This window comes from Romboutsia sp. (genome assembly GCF_035470145.1).
In the GTDB taxonomy this organism is placed as follows: Bacteria; Bacillota; Clostridia; order Peptostreptococcales; family Peptostreptococcaceae; genus Romboutsia_D.
In genome coordinates, this window is record NZ_DATIRC010000197.1 from 1 (window position 1) to 18,772 (window position 18,772).

Consider the following 18,772-nt stretch of genomic DNA (forward strand, 5'->3'; position numbering starts at 1 on the left):
GCTGTAGCATCTGGTATAGAAGAAATACTTATAATTACTGGTAGAAATAAAAAATCTATTGAAGACCACTTTGATAAATCAGTAGAATTGGAATTGGAGTTAGAACAAAAAGGTAAGAAAGAACTATTAGATATAGTTCAATGTATATCTAACATGATAAATATACATTATATAAGGCAAAAAGAACCTAAAGGGTTAGGGGATGCTATTTATTGTGCAAGGCATTTTATAGGAGATGAGCCTTTTGCTATAATGCTTGGAGACGATATAGTAGATAATGATGTGCCATGTTTAAAGCAACTGATAGAAGCATACGAAGAATATAGGACTACTATACTAGGTGTCCAAAAAGTGGATATAAAAGATACTAATAAGTATGGTATAATATCTGCTAAACATATAGAAGACAGGGTATATAAAGTTAAAGATTTAGTCGAAAAACCAGAATCAGGTAAAGCACCATCTAATATAGCTATACTTGGCAGATATATAATAACACCTGAAATATTTGACATATTAGAAGATTTACCAGCAGGAAAAGGTGGAGAAGTTCAACTTACAGATGCTTTGAAATTGCTATCTAAAAAAGAAGCTATGTATGCATATAACTTTGAAGGAAGAAGATATGATGTTGGAGATAAGTTAGGATTTTTAGAAGCAACAGTAGATTTTGCTCTTAAAAGACCTGAACTTAGAGAGGGATTTATAGATTATTTGAAACAGATTTGTGATAAATATGAAAAAAATAAATAGGGTTGAGGTGAATTGAATGTCTAAGGAAAAACAAAAAAAGAGAAATAAATTTATAGCTATATCTATAGTGATTGTTCTTGTAGCTACAAGTATGACAACACTTTTTGGTATGTTAGCATCTATGATGTAAAACAAAGCTAGTCTTTTTAATAAGGCTAGCTTTTTGCATGTAATAAACAAAATAATCATCCTATATCACAAATATAAATAAATGTTATACACTAATTGATAAAATGACACATATATGTTTACTAATTAAAAAATATAATATATAATTTTTATTAATAAGACTAACTAAGGAGATGGATATATTATGGATAGAAATTTGGCATTAGAACTTGTTAGGGTAACGGAAGCAGCAGCATTAGTATCATCAAAATTTATGGGAAAAGGCGATAAAAATGGTGCTGATGGTGCAGCTGTTGAGGCTATGAGAAAAGCTTTTGAATCAGTAAAGGTAAATGGGGAAGTAGTTATAGGAGAAGGAGAATTAGATGAGGCTCCTATGTTATATATCGGTGAAAAAGTAGGTATGAAAACAAAAGAAAGTAGGGAAGTTGATATAGCAGTAGATCCGTTAGATGGAACTACATTAATAGCAAAAGGACTTCCTAATGCAATATCAGTAATAGCGATGGGGTCTAAAGGGAGTTTATTAAATGCACCGGATACATATATGAAAAAGATAGCAGTAGGTCCTAAAGCTAAGGGAAGTATAGATTTAAATAAAACTCCAGAAGAAAATATAGTAAATGTAGCAAAGGCATTAGGGAAGAAAACTACGCAAATGACTATAATAGTCCAAGATAGAGAAAGACATAACGATATAATTCAAGCAGCTAGAAAATTAGGAGCTAGAATAAAAATGTTTGGTGATGGAGATGTGGCAGCAGCTATAGCAACTTGTTTTGAAGATACAGGTATAGATATGCTTATGGGTATAGGTGGAGGCCCAGAAGGAGTAATAACTGCAGTTGCAATAAAGTGCATGGGTGGAGATATGCAAGCTCAAATATATCCATTAAGTGAACAAGAAAAAGTTAGATGCCAAGAAATGGGATTTTCGGATGAAGATCTTGAAAAAGTTTTAAGCATAGATGATTTAGCAAGGGGAGATGAATTATTCTTTGCTGCAACTGGGATAACAGAAGGTGACTTACTAAAAGGTGTTATACAAATAGGAAGTGATAAAGCTAAAACTCAATCAGTAGTTATGAGAGCTAAAACAGGAACAATAAGATTTGTTGATGCTATACATAATTTAGATAAAAATGAGATACTAGTTGAATTAATGAAAAAATACAATATGGAATAGATAATAAGTTGTTTTGAAGGCTAGATACATTCAAGTTAACTTTATGAATTTTTAGTAATTTAATTAAAGGTTAAATAAAAGAGCTATAGATTCTATGTATACTTTAATATGTAGGATTCTATAGTTTTTTATTATTTTATACTAAAATATAAAAAAAGTAATTTAACCATTGATTTCACATTAAAAAATATGTGTATAATAGTTTAAGATTGTTAAAAATAGTACAGAATATAGTATATAGATAATAATGTTGGATGCATAAGTGGTTTTACTTTTTTATTTGTTGACCATGATGTACTAAAGATGATATCATTAGATTACTTGTAAAGTAAAACTTTTCTTTTTCACACCTTTAATTCCCTAAAAATAAATGGAAACTATATAAATGAGATATAGATGAGGAGGATTTTTTTGAGTTTAGATGAGATAACATTGGACGAATTGAGTAATAAAACATTACTTCAATTAAAAGATACAGCTAAAGAATTAGGTATAAAATCTATAAGTAAGTATAAAAAAAATGAATTGATTGAAATAATTAATGAGAATTATAAGAAGAGCAATGTAGAAAAAGAAGTAATAAATAAAAAAGAAGATGTTAAAGAAGAAAAGAAGAGTGTTTCAGATAATAGATTGATAGAACGTAAGTATGTAGATCCTAGACATGTAGATAATAAACAAGAAAATAAAACTTATGTCAAACCTTATGAAAAGAGAGATGCAGATAATCAAAATAATTCCCGTACTAATGAAAATAGATATCAAAGAAATGAAAATAGATACCAAAGAAATGAAAATAGAGTATCTAGTATAGATAATGGAAATTCAAGAAATAATAACAAAAATTATTATACTCCAAAAGCAGTGGATGAATCTAAAATAGTAGATGAATTTAATACTTCAAAAGAAGATGAAGTTATGGGAGTTCTTGAAATTTTACCTGATGGATTTGGTTTCTTAAGAGGTTCAAACTATTTATCTACAGAAAATGATGTATATGTATCTCCTTCTCAAATAAGAAGATTTAACATGAAAACTGGAGATAAAGTAAAAGGTATAACTAGACACCCGAAGACTGGTGAAAAGTTTAGAGCACTTTTATATGTTCAAAAAGTAAACGATGAAAATCCGGAGACGGCAATACAAAGAAGAGCATTTGAATTATTAACGCCAATTTACCCAGAGGAAAGATTAACATTAGAAAGAAGCCAAAATGATATAGCTACAAGACTTATAGATTTAATATCTCCTATAGGTAAAGGGCAAAGAGGGTTAATAGTGGCACCTCCTAAAGCAGGTAAAACAAGTCTTCTTAAGAACGTTGCCAATAGCATAGCTAAAAATCATCCTAATGTTGAACTAATAGTACTTCTTATAGATGAAAGACCCGAAGAAGTTACGGATATGAGAGAATCAATAAATGGAGATGTTATATATTCAACATTTGATCAAGTCTCAAGTCATCATGTTAAAGTAGCAGAAATGGTTTTAAATAGAGCTCAAAGATTAGTTGAACATGGTAAGGATGTAGTAATATTATTAGATAGTATAACAAGACTTGCAAGAGCGTACAACTTAACTATATCTCCTACAGGTAGAACATTATCAGGAGGGCTTGATCCAGGTGCACTACATGGACCTAAGAAATTCTTCGGAGCGGCTAGAAACATAAGGCAAGGTGGTTCGCTTACAATACTTGCTACAGCATTAGTAGAAACTGGTTCTAGAATGGATGATGTAATTTTTGAAGAGTTCAAAGGGACTGGTAACATGGAATTAAATCTAGATAGGAAATTAGCTGAAAAGAGAATATTCCCAGCTGTAGATATATACAAGTCTGGAACTAGAAGAGAAGACTTATTACTTACTGATGAAGAGAAAACTGCTCTTTGGAGATTAAGAAGAGAAATGAGCAATAATTCAGTTCTAGAAGTTACGGACAAAGTGATAGAATTACTTAAGAGAACTAAAAATAATGATGAATTTATAAAATCAATAAAAGCACTTTAAAGGAATACAAAAACTGCTTGTACCGATAAAAAACTTGTGTTATAATGGTGTAGTTGATAATGCAAAACGAAAAATTAATATATTTAATTTATAAAATAAAGAGAAGAGGTGAATAGAATGCAAAAGGATATACAACCAAAATACGAAGCTGTAGAAGTACGTTGTGCTTGTGGAAACACATTCCAAGCTGGTTCTGTTAAGGACGAGATAAAAATAGAAATATGTTCTGAGTGCCATCCTTTCTATACTGGAAAGCAAAAGAATATAGAAGCTGGTGGAAGAATAGACAAGTTCAAGAAGAGATTCAAAATGGACTAATCTTTATAAATGTGGAGTTGGGCAGCCAACTCCTATTTTATTTGAACAACATATGTAACCGAGTGCATATGAACTTCATATCGTTGGCGATATTTTTTTTATTTAAATAAATCACAATAATATTAATTAAATTGACATAAATATAGAAATTATAAGCAGTAGGGGGTACTAAGCGTGTATAGACCAGTCAATCATGGATATATAGAAGTTGTAATAGGACCTATGTATAGCGGTAAAAGTGAAGAACTTATAAGACGAGTAAAAAGAGCTAAAATAGCAAAACAAAACATTGTTGTATTTAAGCCAAAAATAGATGATAGATATAGTAAAGAAGATGTTGTTTCTCATAGTGGAGACAGCGTTAATGCTATACCTATTAATAGTTCGAAAGAAATATATGATTTTATAGATAACAAGACGCAAGTTGTAGGTATAGATGAAGTTCAATTCTTTGATGAAAAAATCGTGGAAATAGCTGTAGATTTAGCAGATAAGGGAATAAGAGTAATAGCAGCTGGATTAGATATGGATTTTAAAGGCGAGCCTTTTGGTCCAACTCCAAAACTTTTAGCTATTTCAGAATTTGTTGATAAAATACAAGCTATATGCTCTGTTTGTGGACAGCCTGCTACAAGGTCACAAAGGTTAATAAATGGAGAACCAGCAAGATATGATGATCCTATAATACAAGTAGGTGCAGTTGAAAGTTATGAAGCTAGATGCAGAAAATGCCATGTTGTATATAGAGATAAAAAATAATTTAAATATAATCAACCTACCCTTTAAAGTTTTACTTTGAGGGGTGTTTTTGTATTATAATGAAATATGAGCAATAAAAGTCTAAATTAAAGAGGTGAGTGCATGAAGAAACAATCTGTTGGGGGACAGGCTGTAATAGAAGGTGTTATGATGCAGTCTAAAGAAAAAAGAGCAATAGCTGTAAGAAAAAGTAATGGAGAGATAGTAGTAAGGAAAAATAAAATAAAAAGTTGGATAAATGAGAAGAATATAGATAAGATTCCTTTTTTAAGAGGTTCTTTTGTATTAATAGAGACCATGATAGAAGGAATAAAAAGTCTGAATTTTTCTTCGGAGTTTTTTTTAGATGAAGTAGAAGAAGATGCTTTTGATAGATTCATTAAAAAGATGTTTAAAGATAAATCTAACGATGTAATGATAGGAATATCTATGATAATAGCATTTGTGTTATCGGTGGGATTATTCGTATTACTTCCTACTATAGTTGGTGGTGCATTTTCAAAATTAATAAACAATGATCTTTTATTGAATTTGATAGAAGGAGCAATTAGAATTTGTATTTTATTTGGGTATATAGTACTAATTTCAAAAAGCAAGGATATAGAAAGAGTATTTCAGTATCATGGTGCAGAACATAAATCTATCTATTGTTATGAAAATAATTTAGAGCTTACAGTAGAGAATGCTAAAAAATTTGGTAGATTACACCCTAGATGCGGTACTAACTTCTTATTTATAGTTATGTTTATATCTATAATACTATTTTCTTTCTTTGGATGGCCTAATCCTATACTTAGAGTAGTAATGAGAATAGTATGTATACCTATAGTTGCAGGAATATCTTATGAAATAATAAGATTTCTTGGGAAATATAATAATAAATTTACTAAAATTGTCGCTTATCCAGGTATGATGCTACAAAAATTTACTACAAAAGAACCTGACGATGAACAGTTAGAAGTGGCAATAGCTGCTTTAAAAGCTATAATAGATGAAAAATAGAGGAGATAATATGACGATAAGAGATATAATTATCAAATACTCAGAAAAACTTAAGGAAATGAGTGATACTCCAAGGTTGGACGTAGAAATACTTCTTCAAAAAGCTCTTGGGGATGTAGACAGAATTTATATTCATATAAACTTAAATAAAGAATTAACTAAAGAACAATATGATTTATTTTTAGAACTAATAAAAGATAGATTAGAAGGAAGGCCGGTTGCTTATATAGTAGGAAATAGAGAGTTTATGGGATTGGACTTTTTTGTAAAGGAAGGCGTCCTTATTCCTAGACCAGATACAGAGCCTCTAGTTGAAGAGATAATAGACCTTTGTAAAGATAAAGAGAAAGTAGAAATACTTGATATAGGAACTGGTTCAGGTGCTATAACAATAAGTTTGGCTAAATATATAGAAAAATCTAAATTGACATCTTTTGATATATCAGACATACCACTAGAAGTTGGTAAAAAAAATGCTATAAGCAATGGTGTTGATCATAAAATAGAATTTATAAAATCTGACCTATTTAGTTCAATAAAAGATAAGGATATAAAATTTGATATAATAGTATCAAACCCTCCATACATACCAAAGAGAGATATGGATACGTTACATACACAAGTAAAAGACTATGAGCCATATAATGCTCTAGAGGGTGGAGAAGATGGATTGGATTTTTATAGAGATATAACAGAACAGTCTAATAACTATTTAAAGTCAAACGGTATATTAGCTTATGAAGTTGGTCATGATCAAGCTAAAGATGTTTCAAATATTATGGAAAACAATGGATACAATAAAATATACACAAAGAAGGATATTCAGGGTATTGATAGAGTTGTTATAGGTTTTAAAATGTGATATAATGAACAATTGATATGCTACAATAAACGAGGTGAAAAAGTATGCTAAAAAAATTAGAAGTATTAGAGGATAAATATAGAGATTTAACTGAAAAAATAAGTGATCCAGAGGTAATAAACGATCAAAAAACTTGGCAAAAGTTCATGAAAGAACATTCTGACTTAGAGCCTATAGTAATGAAGTACAGAGAGTATACTGAAGTATTAAGTAATATAAAGGACTCAAAAGAAATTCTACAAGAAGAATCTGATGAAGAATTAAGAGAGTTAGCTAAGATGGAATTATCTGAAATGGAAGATAAAGTAGAACCATTAGAAGCTGAACTTAAGATATTATTGTTACCTAAGGACCCTAATGATGATAAGAACGTTATTGTTGAAGTAAGAGGTGGAGCTGGTGGAGATGAAGCAGCTTTATTTGCAGGTGACTTATTTAGAATGTATTCTAGATATGCAGAGAGAAGAAGATGGAAAATGGAATTACTAAGTGCAAGTGACACAGGTGTTGGTGGATACAAAGAAGTATCTTTCTTAATAAAAGGTAAAGGTGCATACTCAAGACTTAAATATGAATCAGGAGTTCATAGAGTTCAAAGAATACCTTCTACTGAATCAGGAGGAAGAATACACACATCAACAGCAACAGTTGCTGTTTTACCAGAAGTAGAAGAAGTAGAAGTAAATATAAATCCAAATGACTTAAGAATAGATGTATTCCGTTCTTCAGGAAATGGTGGACAAAGTGTTAATACTACTGACTCTGCGGTAAGGATAACGCATATACCAACAGGAGAAGTAGTATCTTGTCAAGATGGTAAGTCTCAATTAAAAAATAAAGAGCAAGCGCTTAAAATATTAGTAGCTAGACTTAATGATAAGGCTATAGCTGAACAAAATAAAGATATAGCAGCAGAAAGAAAGAGTCAGGTTGGTACAGGTGATAGATCTGAGAGAATAAGAACTTATAACTTCCCTCAAGGAAGAGTAAGTGATCATAGAATAAACTTAACGTTATATAAGTTAGATTCGTTCTTAGATGGAGATATTGATGAAATGCTAGATGCTTTAATCACTGTGGATCAAACTGAAAAAATGTCAGCAATATAAATCCCTAGAAATTAGGGATTTTTCTATAATACATAGGAAAATTATATTTTGTTTATGATTATAATAATAAAAAAATTTTAATACATGCGTTTAAATAAAATAATCCTTTAAATCTTTAATAAGATTTTATTATAACAACTTTGAGGTAATGTTATAAAATAATCTTGTATATAATGGATATATATGATTAAAGGAGGGAGTTATGATACTTAAAATAACGCTAATTGGACTTTTAGCAGGTGTCATAGGAACAGGATTTGGAGGAATTGTATCTGCATTTTTCAAAAAAAATGTAGAAAAATATTTGGATTTTTTCATGGGCCTTTCTGGGGGAATAATGTTGGCTGTAGTTGTTTTTGATTTAATGAAAGAATCTATGAGCCAAATGGGAGTATACTACACTGTAATATTTACATTTGTAGGTGTACTCTTAACAATGTACATAAAAACTAGATTAGATGTATCAAAAGATATGAAGTCAGGGTATCTTATATTTATAAGTATATTGCTTCATAATTTACCAGAGGGCTTAGCCATAGGATCTTCTTTTATGTCTACTGAAACTTTAGGGATAACCCTTGCTATAGTTATAGGTATACACAATATACCAGAAGGGTTAGCTATGGCATTAAGCTTAGTTGGAACGAAGATGAAGATCTCAAAAGTGATTTTGTTTACAATAATAGCAGGAGTGCCTATGGGTATAGGTAGTTTTTTAGGTGCGTACTTTGGAGGGATTTTTAGTTCTCTGATAGGTGTATTTCTTGCAACAGCGGCAGGTACAATGATGTATGTTGTATTAGAAGAAATATTCCCTAAGTCAAGAAGTCTATATTGCATAATTGGTTTTTTAATAGGGACAGTTATTGTGAATTGCATCTAAACTAAAAATGAAAGTAGGTATACATAAGATGAAAACTATGATAAGTAATATTGATATAAATGATATAGACTTAAAAGAATTAAAAAAGCATGCTAAATTAATAAGCGAAGGAAAAACTGTAATATTTCCTACAGAAACAGTATATGGTTTAGGTGCAAATGCGTTAGATGAAAATGCGGTAAAAAAAATATATGAGGCTAAAGGAAGACCAAGTGATAATCCACTTATAGTACATATATATAACAAAAAAGAAGTTTATAACTTAGCTAAGGATATAAGTGAAAAAGCAGAAGTTGTAATGGAAAAATTCTGGCCAGGTCCTATAACTATAATTTTAAATAAGAAAAGCATAGTACCTAAAACAACAAGTGGTGGATTAAACACAGTTGCTATAAGAATGCCTTCGCACAAAATAGCAAGAGAAATAATAAAACAAGCAGGTGTTCCTATAGCGGCGCCTTCGGCTAATATATCGGGGAGACCTTCACCTACTAAAGCTAAGCATGTTCAAGAAGAAATGAACGGTAGAGTCGATGGTATTGTTTTAGGAGGAGATAGTAATTTTGGGCTAGAATCAACAGTGTTAGATCTTACAGGAAATACACCTATGATATTAAGACCTGGAAGTATAACAAAAGAAGATTTAGAAGATGTACTTGGTGAAGTAGTAATAGACCCGTCATTATCAAAAAAGGAAGATAATAAAAAGGCAAAAGCACCAGGAATGAAGTATACTCACTATGCTCCAGATGCAGATGTATATATAGTGTCAGGAACTGCAGATGATGTTATAATAAAGATTAATAATTTAATACAAGACAATATTAAAAAAGGTTTGAAAACAGGAGTAATGTGTTTAGATGAAAATAAAGATAAGTATAACGGTGAAGTTGTAACCTTAGGAAACACATTAGAAGAAGTGGCAAGTAAGCTATTTGATGTTCTAAGAGAGATGGATAAACGAAATGTGGACATAGTATACTCAGAGGAGTTTGAATCTACTGGTCTAGGTCAAGCTATAATGAATAGGCTTCTTAAATCGGCTGGGTATAAAATAATAAAAGCGTAATATTCACTAGCAAATATAGTTAAAAATATATTATAATAGAATATGGAGGGTTACACACATGAGAATAGGAGTAGGAAGTGATCATGGAGGATACAATCTAAAGAAAGAGATAGTGAAATATCTAGAGGGAAAGGGAATTGAATGTGTTGATTTCGGACCTAATAATTCTTTAGAATCAGTTGATTATCCTGTATACGCAGAAGTAGTTGCAAATGCAGTAGTAAAAAAAGAAGTAGATTATGGTATACTTTGTTGTGGAACAGGGATAGGAATATCTTTAGCAGCCAATAAGGTTCCTGGAATAAGATGTGCAGTAGTATCAGATGTATTTTCAGCAAAAATGTCTAAAGCTCATAATGATGCAAATATGCTTTCTTTAGGGGAAAGAGTTTTAGGAAGAGGACTAGCCTTAGAAATAGTTGAAGCTTGGATAAATACAGAATTTGAAGGTGATAGACACTCTAGAAGAGTTGATATGATAAAAGAAATAGAAAAGAAGCACAGCAAGTAGGAGGGAAATAAAAAATGAGTAAAGTAATAATAACAGATCATCCATTAATACAACATAAGTTAACATTAATGAGGGATAAAAACACTGGTTCTAAGGATTTCAGACAACTTTTAACAGAAATAACTATGTTAATGGGATATGAAATAACAAGAAATGTACAATTAGAAGATATAGAAATAGAAACACCAGTAGTTAAGACAACATCTAAAGTTATAGCTGGAAAAAAATTAGGTATAGTACCTATATTAAGAGCTGGACTTGGAATGGTAGATGGATTAGTTAGTTTAATTCCAGCAGCTAAAGTTGGACATGTGGGGTTATATAGAGACCCTGAAACTTTACAACCGGTAGAATACTACTGTAAGCTTCCACAAGATATAGAAGAAAGAGAAATGATAGTAGTAGATCCAATGCTTGCAACAGGTGGATCAGCTATTGCAGCTATAGACGTACTTAAAGCTAGAGGAGCAAATTCTATAAAGTTAGTTAATTTAGTAGCTGCTCCAGAAGGGATAGCGGAAGTACAAAAATATCATCCAGACGTAGACATATACGTTGCATCAGTTGATGAAAAATTAAATAATCATGGATATATAGTGCCAGGATTAGGTGATGCAGGGGACAGATTATACGGGACAAAATAGTTAATTTAATACTAGGGAATCTATATTACAAATATAGATTCCCTTTTACTAATAGTATCAATATTTGACAAAAAATAACATATAATCAATTATACTAGGAGGGGTGTACATTATGAGACCATCATGGGATGAATATTTCATGGAAATTGCAGAAATAGTTAAAAAAAGATCTACATGTACTAGAAGACAAGTGGGTGCAATTTTAGTAAAAGATAAACAGATATTAACTACAGGTTATAATGGTTCACCTAAAAACCTAGAACATTGTGATAAGACAGGATGTAAAAGACAAGAATTAAATATACCTTCAGGTGAAAGACATGAACTTTGTAGAGCATTACATGCAGAGCAAAATGCAATAATACAAGCAGCTCATAATGGAGTAAGGATAAATGGAGCTACACTGTATGTAACAACAAGACCATGTGTATTATGTGCGAAGATGTGTATAAATGCAGGTATACGTAAGATAATATACAAAGGTGATTATCCTGATGATATGTCAAATGAAATGTTACAAGAAGCTGGGATAGAAATGATAAATTTTAAATAACTAGTTATTTAAAATTTAAATTAATTCAAAAAAATCAGTTTTTTTCAAAAAAATATTTGAAAATTCTTTAAAAAAATTATAAAAAGTGGTAAGATATATTTTATTAAGAAATTGCTAACATACATAATTGTTAAAAGTAATACAATAAATAAAATAATATTTATATATTAATCATTCATGATAGTGAGGTATACTATTTATGAGCAAAAAAAAGATGTACATGGAGATTGCTAATATGCTTTCTCTAATAAGTCAAGTAGGATTAATGATATTAATATCTATATTAGGATGTACCTTTATAGGCAAGTTTTTAGATTCTAAGTTTAATACTGGCCCAATCTTAACATTAATATTTTTAGTGTTAGGTATTGGTGGTGCATTTATGGGAGTTTATAAAACTTTAATAGTGTATACAAGAAGGAAGTGATATCATGAATGCGAATCTACGTGATGAAATAAACTACGTAACAAAAGGAGTTATAGTTTTTGATTTAACAATAATGATATTATTATTGTTAACATCAACTTTCAGTAAAAGTATGGTTTTAGGATTATTATTTGGTTCAATAATTGCTATACTTAACTTTAGATTACTGGCTATAGCTGTAAACAAAACAGTAACTATGCCTGTTTCAAGGGCTCAAATATATTATGCAAGTCAGTATATATTGAGAATGACTATAGCAGGAGTAGTTTTACTAGTCTCTGTAAAAGCCCCTCATCTAGAAATATTAGGGGTGGCAATAGGGTTATTAAGTCCTAAGTTTGTTATATTATCAAAAAAATTATTAATAGACAAACTAAAAAGAAAGGAGGCGTAAGTATGAGCCAAGCAAAATGGGTTATATTTTTTAATGACTTCAAATTAAGTGAAACGGTAGTAACAAGTTGGATTATAATAGCTGTATTAGCTTTAGTATCTTTCTTACTAACTAGAAACTTAAAGAAAGTACCTACAAGCAAGGTACAAGTATTCCTAGAGTTTGCTATAGGTGGACTTGCTAACTTAGTAACTGATACAATGGGTGAAAAAGCAGTCAAAAGAATGCCAAATATTATACCGTACATAGGAAGTTTATTTTTATTCTTTGCATGTTCTAACCTAATAGGATTACTAGGATTTAGATCACCAACTACAGACTTGGATACAACATTAGCATGGGCATTAATAACATTCTTTATGATTTATTATGCAGGTGTTAAGTTTAATGGACTTGGTTACTTCAAAGGATTGTTAGAGCCAATGCCGGCATTATTACCACTTAACATAATAGGAGAATTAGCTAAACCTATCTCACTAAGTTTCCGTCCATTCGGTAATATTTTAGGTGGAGCAGTTATAATGGCATTACTATATGATTTCTTAGGATATCTATCAACAATGATACCAGGAGTAGCAATACCATTTGGTCAATTAATAATACCAGTACCATTACATTTATACTTTGACTTATTTGCAGGCCTATTACAATCGTTTATATTTATAATGTTAACGATGGTTTTCGTAGGAAATGCAACAGAGTAAAAGTTATGATTTAAAGTTAAAAAATAATTTAAAAAATTTAAGGAGGAATTAATTATGGAAACAGCTATAATCGCAGCAGGTTCAGCTATAGGAGCAGGTCTTGCAGTTATGACAGGTATAGGAGCAGGGATCGGACAAGGATTCGCAGCAGGAAAGGCAGCAGAAGCAGTTGGTAATCAACCAGAAGCAAAAGGAGATGTAACTCAAACAATGTTACTTGGGGCTGCAGTTGCAGAATCTACAGGTATATATGGACTTGTTGTAGCAATAATCCTTCTATTCGCTAACCCATTTATAGGATAATTTATGGTAGGAATATTAGTAAAATGTCATAAATAGGAGATGGTTCAACCATCTCCTAATTATGAATTGTGATTGGTAGAAAGGAGGATAACACATGGAATTTAAGCCACTTATAGGCATAACATACGAATTAGCATTCCAGCTTATAAATACTTTCTTAGTATTTGTACTTTTAAAGAAACTTTTATTTAAACCGATATTAGGTATAATAGAAGCTAGAGAAAAAGATATAAAAGCAAATTTAGCTGAAGGAGAAAAGGCTAAGGTTGAAGGTATATCTTTAAAGAAAGAATACGAAGAAAAAGTAGGTTCTGCTAAGACTGAAGGGCAAGAAATAATAAAACAAGCTACTTTAAGAGCAGAACAAAAAGAAGCTGAAATAATATCTACTGCAAAGCAAGAAGCTCAAAGTTTAAGAGAAAAGGCTAATAAAGATGTAGAGCAAGAAAGACAAAAAGTTATGAATGAAATTAAGAATGATATATCAGACATAGCATTATTAGCTGCATCTAAGGTTATTGAAAAAGACTTAGATAAGTCTAAGCATGAAGAGTTAATAAATAACTTTATAAAAGAGGTAGGCGAGGCTAAATGATAAATCTAATAGCAGAAAGATATGCTGAAGCCCTATTTCAAGTAGGAGAAGAAACAAACTCAACTACTAAGTTATATGAAGAAATAAATGCAGTAGTGGAAGCACTAAAATCTAATAAAGATTTTTATGGTGTTTTAAAATCTCCTCTTGTTACAAAGGGAGACAAAAAAGATTTAGTAGAAAAAGTTTTTGGTAGTCAAGTAAGTGCTAACTTAAACAACTTCTTAAAAATAATAATAGATAAAGATAGAGTATCGGCTATAGAAGCTGTAGAAAAATCTTATAAAGAGCTATTAAATGAAAAGAACAATATCATAGAAGGTACTGCAATAACAGCAGTAGCTATGAGTCAAGAAGAAATAAAGCAGCTTGAGGCTAAACTTTCAAGCAAATACAATAAAAATGTTACTTTAGAAAATAAAGTTGATGAGTCTATATTAGGTGGAGTTCTAGTTAGACTTGGAAACGAAGAGATAGATGGTACTGTTAAGACTCGTTTAACGAAGATGAAAGACCAATTATCTCAAGTAATATCTTAGAATGGCGGTGAACCCATGAACTTAAGACCTGAAGAAATAAGTTCTATAATTAAAGAGCAAATAAAAAATTATGAGAATAAAGTTGAGTTAACTGATACAGGTAGTGTTTTAAAAGTTGGGGATGGTATAGCTAGTGTTTATGGATTAGAAAATGCTATGGCTGGAGAACTTTTAGAATTCCCAGGTGAAGTTTACGGAATGGCTCTTAACCTTGAAGAAGATATGGTTGGGGCAGTTATGCTTGGTAATGACCAAGGAATAAAAGAAGGCGACATCGTTAAGAGAACTGGTAATGTAGTTTCAGTTCCAGTTGGTGAAGCTTTAGTAGGAAGAGTTGTAAATGCATTAGGTCAACCAATAGATGGAAAAGGACCTATAAACTCAAATAAATTCAGACCAGTTGAATCTGAAGCTACAGGAATAATAGCTAGAAAATCTGTTTATCAATCACTTGAAACAGGTATAAAAGCTATAGATGCCATGATTCCAATAGGAAAAGGGCAAAGAGAGCTTGTAATAGGTGATAGACAAACTGGTAAAACATCTATATGTATAGATACAATACTTAACCAAAAAGGTAAAGATGTTATATGTATATACGTTGCTATAGGACAAAAACGTTCTACAGTAGCTCAATTAGTTAATACTTTTGAAAAGCATGGAGCTATGGATTATACAATTGTAGTATCCGCTACAGCTTCTGAATCTGCACCACTTCAATTCTTAGCACCATATGCTGGGGTTGCAATGGGTGAAGAATTCATGTTTGAAGGAAAACATGTTCTTATAGTATATGATGACTTAACTAAGCATGCCGTTGCATACAGAGAGATGTCGTTATTACTTAAGAGACCACCAGGTCGTGAAGCTTATCCTGGAGATGTATTCTACTTACACTCTAGATTATTAGAAAGAGCAGCTAAACTATCAGATGAATTAGGTGGAGGTTCTATAACAGCACTACCTATAATAGAAACTCAAGGTGGAGACGTTTCTGCATACATACCAACTAACGTTATATCTATAACAGATGGACAGATATACTTAACACCAGAATTATTCTATGCAGGTATAAGACCGGCAGTTGACCCAGGGATATCAGTATCAAGGGTTGGAGGATCTGCTCAAATAAAATCAATGAAGAAAGTTGCTGGACCATTAAAGCTTCTTTACTCTCAATATAAAGAACTTGCTGCATTCGCTCAGTTCGGATCTGATTTAGATGAAGATACGAAGAAGAGACTTGCTCAAGGGGAAAGAATAGTTGAGGTATTAAAGCAAGGTGAACATCAACCGTTAGCAGTTGAAAATCAAGTTATGATAATACACGCTGTTACAAATGATTTATTAGCAGATATACCTGTTAATAATATCCAAAGATTTGAAAAAGAAATGTATGAATTTATAAATACAAACTATTCAGAAATAGGAAAGAAAATTCTTGAAGGTGGAGATTTCACTAAAGAATTAACTAGCGCTATAAATGAATTTAAGAAAAAATTTGTTATAGAAGCGTAATCCTTTTTAAAAAAGGAGGTAACCCAATTGGCAGGAGCTGGAATGAAGGAAATTAAAACTCGTATTAAGAGTGTTGAGAGTACTAAGCAAATAACTAAGGCCATGGAACTTGTTTCTTCTTCTAAGTTTAGAAAAGCTAAAGAAAGAGCTCAAAGTTCAAGACCTTACTTTAATACTTTATACAACACTGTTCAAGATATAGCTAAAAATACGGGTAACAGTAGAAATGTATTTCTTAAAGAAAGAAAAGTTAATAACGTATGTTATATAGTAATAGCTGGTGACAGAGGATTAGCTGGAGGTTATAACTCTAATATTTTAAAAGCGGTACTTGCTGATAATAAACATAAAACAGGAAAAGTAATTTCTATAGGTAAGAAAGCAAAAGAGTCTTTATCTAAGAGAGGTTATGAAATAATAGATTCTATAGAATCTGTAGAAGATGCTGTTTATGAAGATGCAAATAGGGTAGCTCAAAGAGCTATGGAAGCTTATAAAAATGGAGAAGTTGATGAGGTAAATCTTGTTTATACAGAATTTATATCTGCATTAACTCAAGAACCAAAAGTAGTTAAATTATTACCAGTTACAATAGATAATAATAACAACAAAGAAGAAGTTAAAAAAAGCAAAGCTGCAGTTCAATATTTACCTTCAGCTGATGCAGTACTTGGTTATGTATTACCTAAGTATGTTTCAGGAAGTGTATATGGAGCCATAGCAGAATCTTATGCATCTGAACAAGCTGCAAGAAGAACTGCGATGGAATCAGCTACAGACAATGCTAACGAAATGATATCTAAATTAGAATTAGTTTACAATAGAGCTAGACAAGCAGCAGTTACTCAAGAAATATCTGAGATAGTTGCGGGGGCTTCTTCAGCTCAATAATTAAGGAGGTTAGGACATGGCAAATGTAGGTAAAATAGTTCAGGTCATAGGGCCGGTATTAGACGTTAAGTTTAATAGTGAAAAAAGCTTACCTAATCTATTAAATGCATTAGTGATAAAGCATGGAGATAAAGAAATAGTAGCAGAAGTTGCACAACACGTTGGTGACGACACTGTTAGATGTATATCAATGAGTTCAACAGATGGACTTGTAAGAGGGATGGAAGTTGTAGATACAGGAGCTCCAATAAGTGTTCCAGTAGGAGATGCAACTTTAGGAAGAATATTCAACGTATTAGGTCAACCAGTTGATGGAAAGGCAGCACCAACAGATGCTCCTCAATTACCTATACATAGACCAGCTCCAAGTTTTGAAGAATTACAACCAACTGCTGAAATACTAGAAACTGGTATAAAAGTAGTTGACTTATTAGCACCATACTTAAAAGGTGGTAAAATAGGTTTATTCGGTGGAGCTGGAGTTGGAAAAACAGTTCTTATACAAGAACTTATAAACAATATAGCTTCTCAACACGGTGGTATATCAGTATTCGCAGGTGTTGGAGAAAGAACTAGAGAAGGTAATGACCTTTATGGAGAAATGAGTGAGTCTGGAGTTATAAACAAGACTGCACTAGTATTCGGACAAATGAATGAGCCACCTGGAGCAAGAATGAGAGTTGCGCTAACAGGACTTACAATGGCAGAATATTTCAGAGATAAAGAAAATCAAGACGTTTTATTATTCGTAGATAATATATTCCGTTTCACTCAAGCGGGATCTGAGGTTTCAGCACTTCTTGGTCGTACTCCATCAGCAGTTGGATACCAACCAACATTAGCTACAGAGATGGGGAGATTACAAGAAAGAATAACATCTACTAAGAGTGGATCTATAACATCTGTTCAGGCTGTATACGTACCTGCCGATGACTTAACTGACCCAGCACCAGCTACAACGTTCAGTCACTTAGATGCAAAGACGGTTTTATCTAGACAAATAGCATCTCTAGGGATATTCCCAGCGGTTGATCCATTAGAATCTAGTTCAAGAGTTCTAGATCCTCATGTAGTTGGTAAAGAACACTATGAGATAGCAAGAGGAGTTCAATCTATATTACAAAGATATAACGAACTTCAAGATATAATAGCTATACTTGGTATGGACGAATTATCAGATGAAGATAAATTAACAGTTGCTCGTGCTAGAAAGATACAAAGATTCTTATCTCAACCTTTCCACGTTGCAGAGCAATTCACAGGATTTGCTGGTAAATACGTATCATTAAAAGACACGATAAGAAGTTTCAAAGAAATATTAGAAGGAAAGCATGATAACTTACCTGAATCAGCATTCTTATACGTAGGAAGCATAGAAGAGGCAGTTGCGAAAGCAAAGGAGAGTAGATAATAATGGCAAGCGAATTTACGGTTGAAATTGTTACTCCTGATAAAACCTTCTATAATGGAACAGCAGAGATGATTATAGTTAGAACTACTGAAGGAGATAGAGGTATACTTAAAAACCACAGACCTTTAGTAACAGGACTAGCAACTGGAACTTTACGTATAAAAAAAGATGGAAACTACAAAGATGCTAAAATCTCTGGAGG

The 18,772-nt window shown here is 31.6% G+C and carries 23 protein-coding genes; all 23 read left to right on the top strand.

The features are described 5' to 3' along the window. Positions 1-753: UTP--glucose-1-phosphate uridylyltransferase (locus tag VLM92_RS08330; protein ID WP_325275876.1), on the top strand; the 753-nt coding region annotated here is incomplete at its 5' end. A gap of 313 nt (positions 754-1,066) precedes the next feature. Next, the gene (gene glpX, locus VLM92_RS08335) at positions 1,067-2,068 is read left to right on the top strand and encodes a class II fructose-bisphosphatase (RefSeq protein WP_331681724.1); all 1,002 of its coding nucleotides are present in this window, start codon (positions 1,067-1,069) and stop codon (positions 2,066-2,068) included. 411 nt (positions 2,069-2,479) lie between these two features. Next, on the top strand, positions 2,480-4,078 hold the full coding sequence (gene rho, locus VLM92_RS08340) for a transcription termination factor Rho (protein ID WP_331681725.1): 1,599 nt from the start codon (positions 2,480-2,482) through the stop codon (positions 4,076-4,078). Positions 4,079-4,195: 117 nt separating this feature from the next. Further along, complete coding sequence (rpmE, locus tag VLM92_RS08345; RefSeq protein ID WP_325275878.1) at positions 4,196-4,396, top strand: 50S ribosomal protein L31; 201 nt, start codon at positions 4,196-4,198, stop codon at positions 4,394-4,396. A 174-nt stretch (positions 4,397-4,570) separates the two neighbouring features. Continuing rightward, positions 4,571-5,155, top strand: coding sequence for a thymidine kinase (locus tag VLM92_RS08350; protein ID WP_325275879.1), 585 nt, complete (start codon positions 4,571-4,573; stop codon positions 5,153-5,155). A gap of 102 nt (positions 5,156-5,257) precedes the next feature. Then, complete coding sequence (locus tag VLM92_RS08355) at positions 5,258-6,157, top strand: DUF1385 domain-containing protein (protein WP_325275880.1); 900 nt, start codon at positions 5,258-5,260, stop codon at positions 6,155-6,157. After that, a complete protein-coding gene (prmC, locus tag VLM92_RS08360) occupies positions 6,147-7,019 on the top strand; it encodes a peptide chain release factor N(5)-glutamine methyltransferase (RefSeq protein WP_325275881.1) in 873 nt (290 codons plus the stop codon). Before VLM92_RS08355 ends, prmC begins: the two co-directional genes overlap by 11 nt. A gap of 44 nt (positions 7,020-7,063) precedes the next feature. After that, positions 7,064-8,128, top strand: a complete 1,065-nt coding sequence (prfA, locus tag VLM92_RS08365; protein WP_325275882.1) for a peptide chain release factor 1 — start codon at positions 7,064-7,066, stop codon at positions 8,126-8,128. Positions 8,129-8,330: 202 nt separating this feature from the next. Further along, complete coding sequence (locus VLM92_RS08370; protein WP_325275883.1) at positions 8,331-9,011, top strand: ZIP family metal transporter; 681 nt, start codon at positions 8,331-8,333, stop codon at positions 9,009-9,011. Positions 9,012-9,039: 28 nt separating this feature from the next. Then, complete coding sequence (locus tag VLM92_RS08375; RefSeq protein ID WP_325275898.1) at positions 9,040-10,080, top strand: L-threonylcarbamoyladenylate synthase; 1,041 nt, start codon at positions 9,040-9,042, stop codon at positions 10,078-10,080. A gap of 58 nt (positions 10,081-10,138) precedes the next feature. Continuing rightward, a complete protein-coding gene (gene rpiB / locus VLM92_RS08380) occupies positions 10,139-10,591 on the top strand; it encodes a ribose 5-phosphate isomerase B (RefSeq protein ID WP_325275884.1) in 453 nt (150 codons plus the stop codon). Positions 10,592-10,605: 14 nt separating this feature from the next. Continuing rightward, positions 10,606-11,235 (top strand): uracil phosphoribosyltransferase, encoded by a 630-nt coding sequence (gene upp / locus VLM92_RS08385; protein ID WP_325275885.1) that lies wholly within the window; start codon positions 10,606-10,608, stop codon positions 11,233-11,235. Between the two features lie 112 nt (positions 11,236-11,347). Beyond that, entirely contained in the window at positions 11,348-11,788 is a 441-nt protein-coding gene (locus tag VLM92_RS08390; RefSeq protein WP_325275886.1) for a dCMP deaminase family protein, read from the top strand. 199 nt (positions 11,789-11,987) lie between these two features. After that, entirely contained in the window at positions 11,988-12,215 is a 228-nt protein-coding gene (locus VLM92_RS08395; RefSeq protein WP_325275887.1) for an AtpZ/AtpI family protein, read from the top strand. A gap of 4 nt (positions 12,216-12,219) precedes the next feature. Further along, positions 12,220-12,609: an ATP synthase subunit I gene (locus VLM92_RS08400; RefSeq protein ID WP_325275888.1), complete on the top strand. Its 390-nt coding sequence runs from the start codon at positions 12,220-12,222 to the stop codon at positions 12,607-12,609. 2 nt (positions 12,610-12,611) lie between these two features. Continuing rightward, a complete protein-coding gene (atpB, locus tag VLM92_RS08405; protein WP_325275889.1) occupies positions 12,612-13,313 on the top strand; it encodes a F0F1 ATP synthase subunit A in 702 nt (233 codons plus the stop codon). Between the two features lie 54 nt (positions 13,314-13,367). Further along, the gene (gene atpE / locus VLM92_RS08410; protein WP_325275890.1) at positions 13,368-13,616 is read left to right on the top strand and encodes an ATP synthase F0 subunit C; all 249 of its coding nucleotides are present in this window, start codon (positions 13,368-13,370) and stop codon (positions 13,614-13,616) included. A gap of 94 nt (positions 13,617-13,710) precedes the next feature. Further along, complete coding sequence (atpF, locus tag VLM92_RS08415; protein WP_325275891.1) at positions 13,711-14,211, top strand: F0F1 ATP synthase subunit B; 501 nt, start codon at positions 13,711-13,713, stop codon at positions 14,209-14,211. Beyond that, a complete protein-coding gene (locus VLM92_RS08420; protein ID WP_325275892.1) occupies positions 14,208-14,750 on the top strand; it encodes a F0F1 ATP synthase subunit delta in 543 nt (180 codons plus the stop codon). The genes atpF and VLM92_RS08420 overlap by 4 nt, the downstream gene beginning before the upstream one ends. Positions 14,751-14,765: 15 nt before the next feature. Further along, on the top strand, positions 14,766-16,268 hold the full coding sequence (atpA, locus tag VLM92_RS08425) for a F0F1 ATP synthase subunit alpha (RefSeq protein ID WP_325275893.1): 1,503 nt from the start codon (positions 14,766-14,768) through the stop codon (positions 16,266-16,268). 27 nt (positions 16,269-16,295) lie between these two features. Then, positions 16,296-17,159, top strand: coding sequence for an ATP synthase F1 subunit gamma (atpG, locus tag VLM92_RS08430; protein WP_325275894.1), 864 nt, complete (start codon positions 16,296-16,298; stop codon positions 17,157-17,159). A gap of 16 nt (positions 17,160-17,175) precedes the next feature. After that, a complete protein-coding gene (atpD, locus tag VLM92_RS08435; RefSeq protein ID WP_325275895.1) occupies positions 17,176-18,570 on the top strand; it encodes a F0F1 ATP synthase subunit beta in 1,395 nt (464 codons plus the stop codon). Between the two features lie 2 nt (positions 18,571-18,572). Next, the coding region (locus tag VLM92_RS08440; RefSeq protein ID WP_325275896.1) for a hypothetical protein at positions 18,573-18,772 on the top strand (200 nt) is incomplete at its 3' end.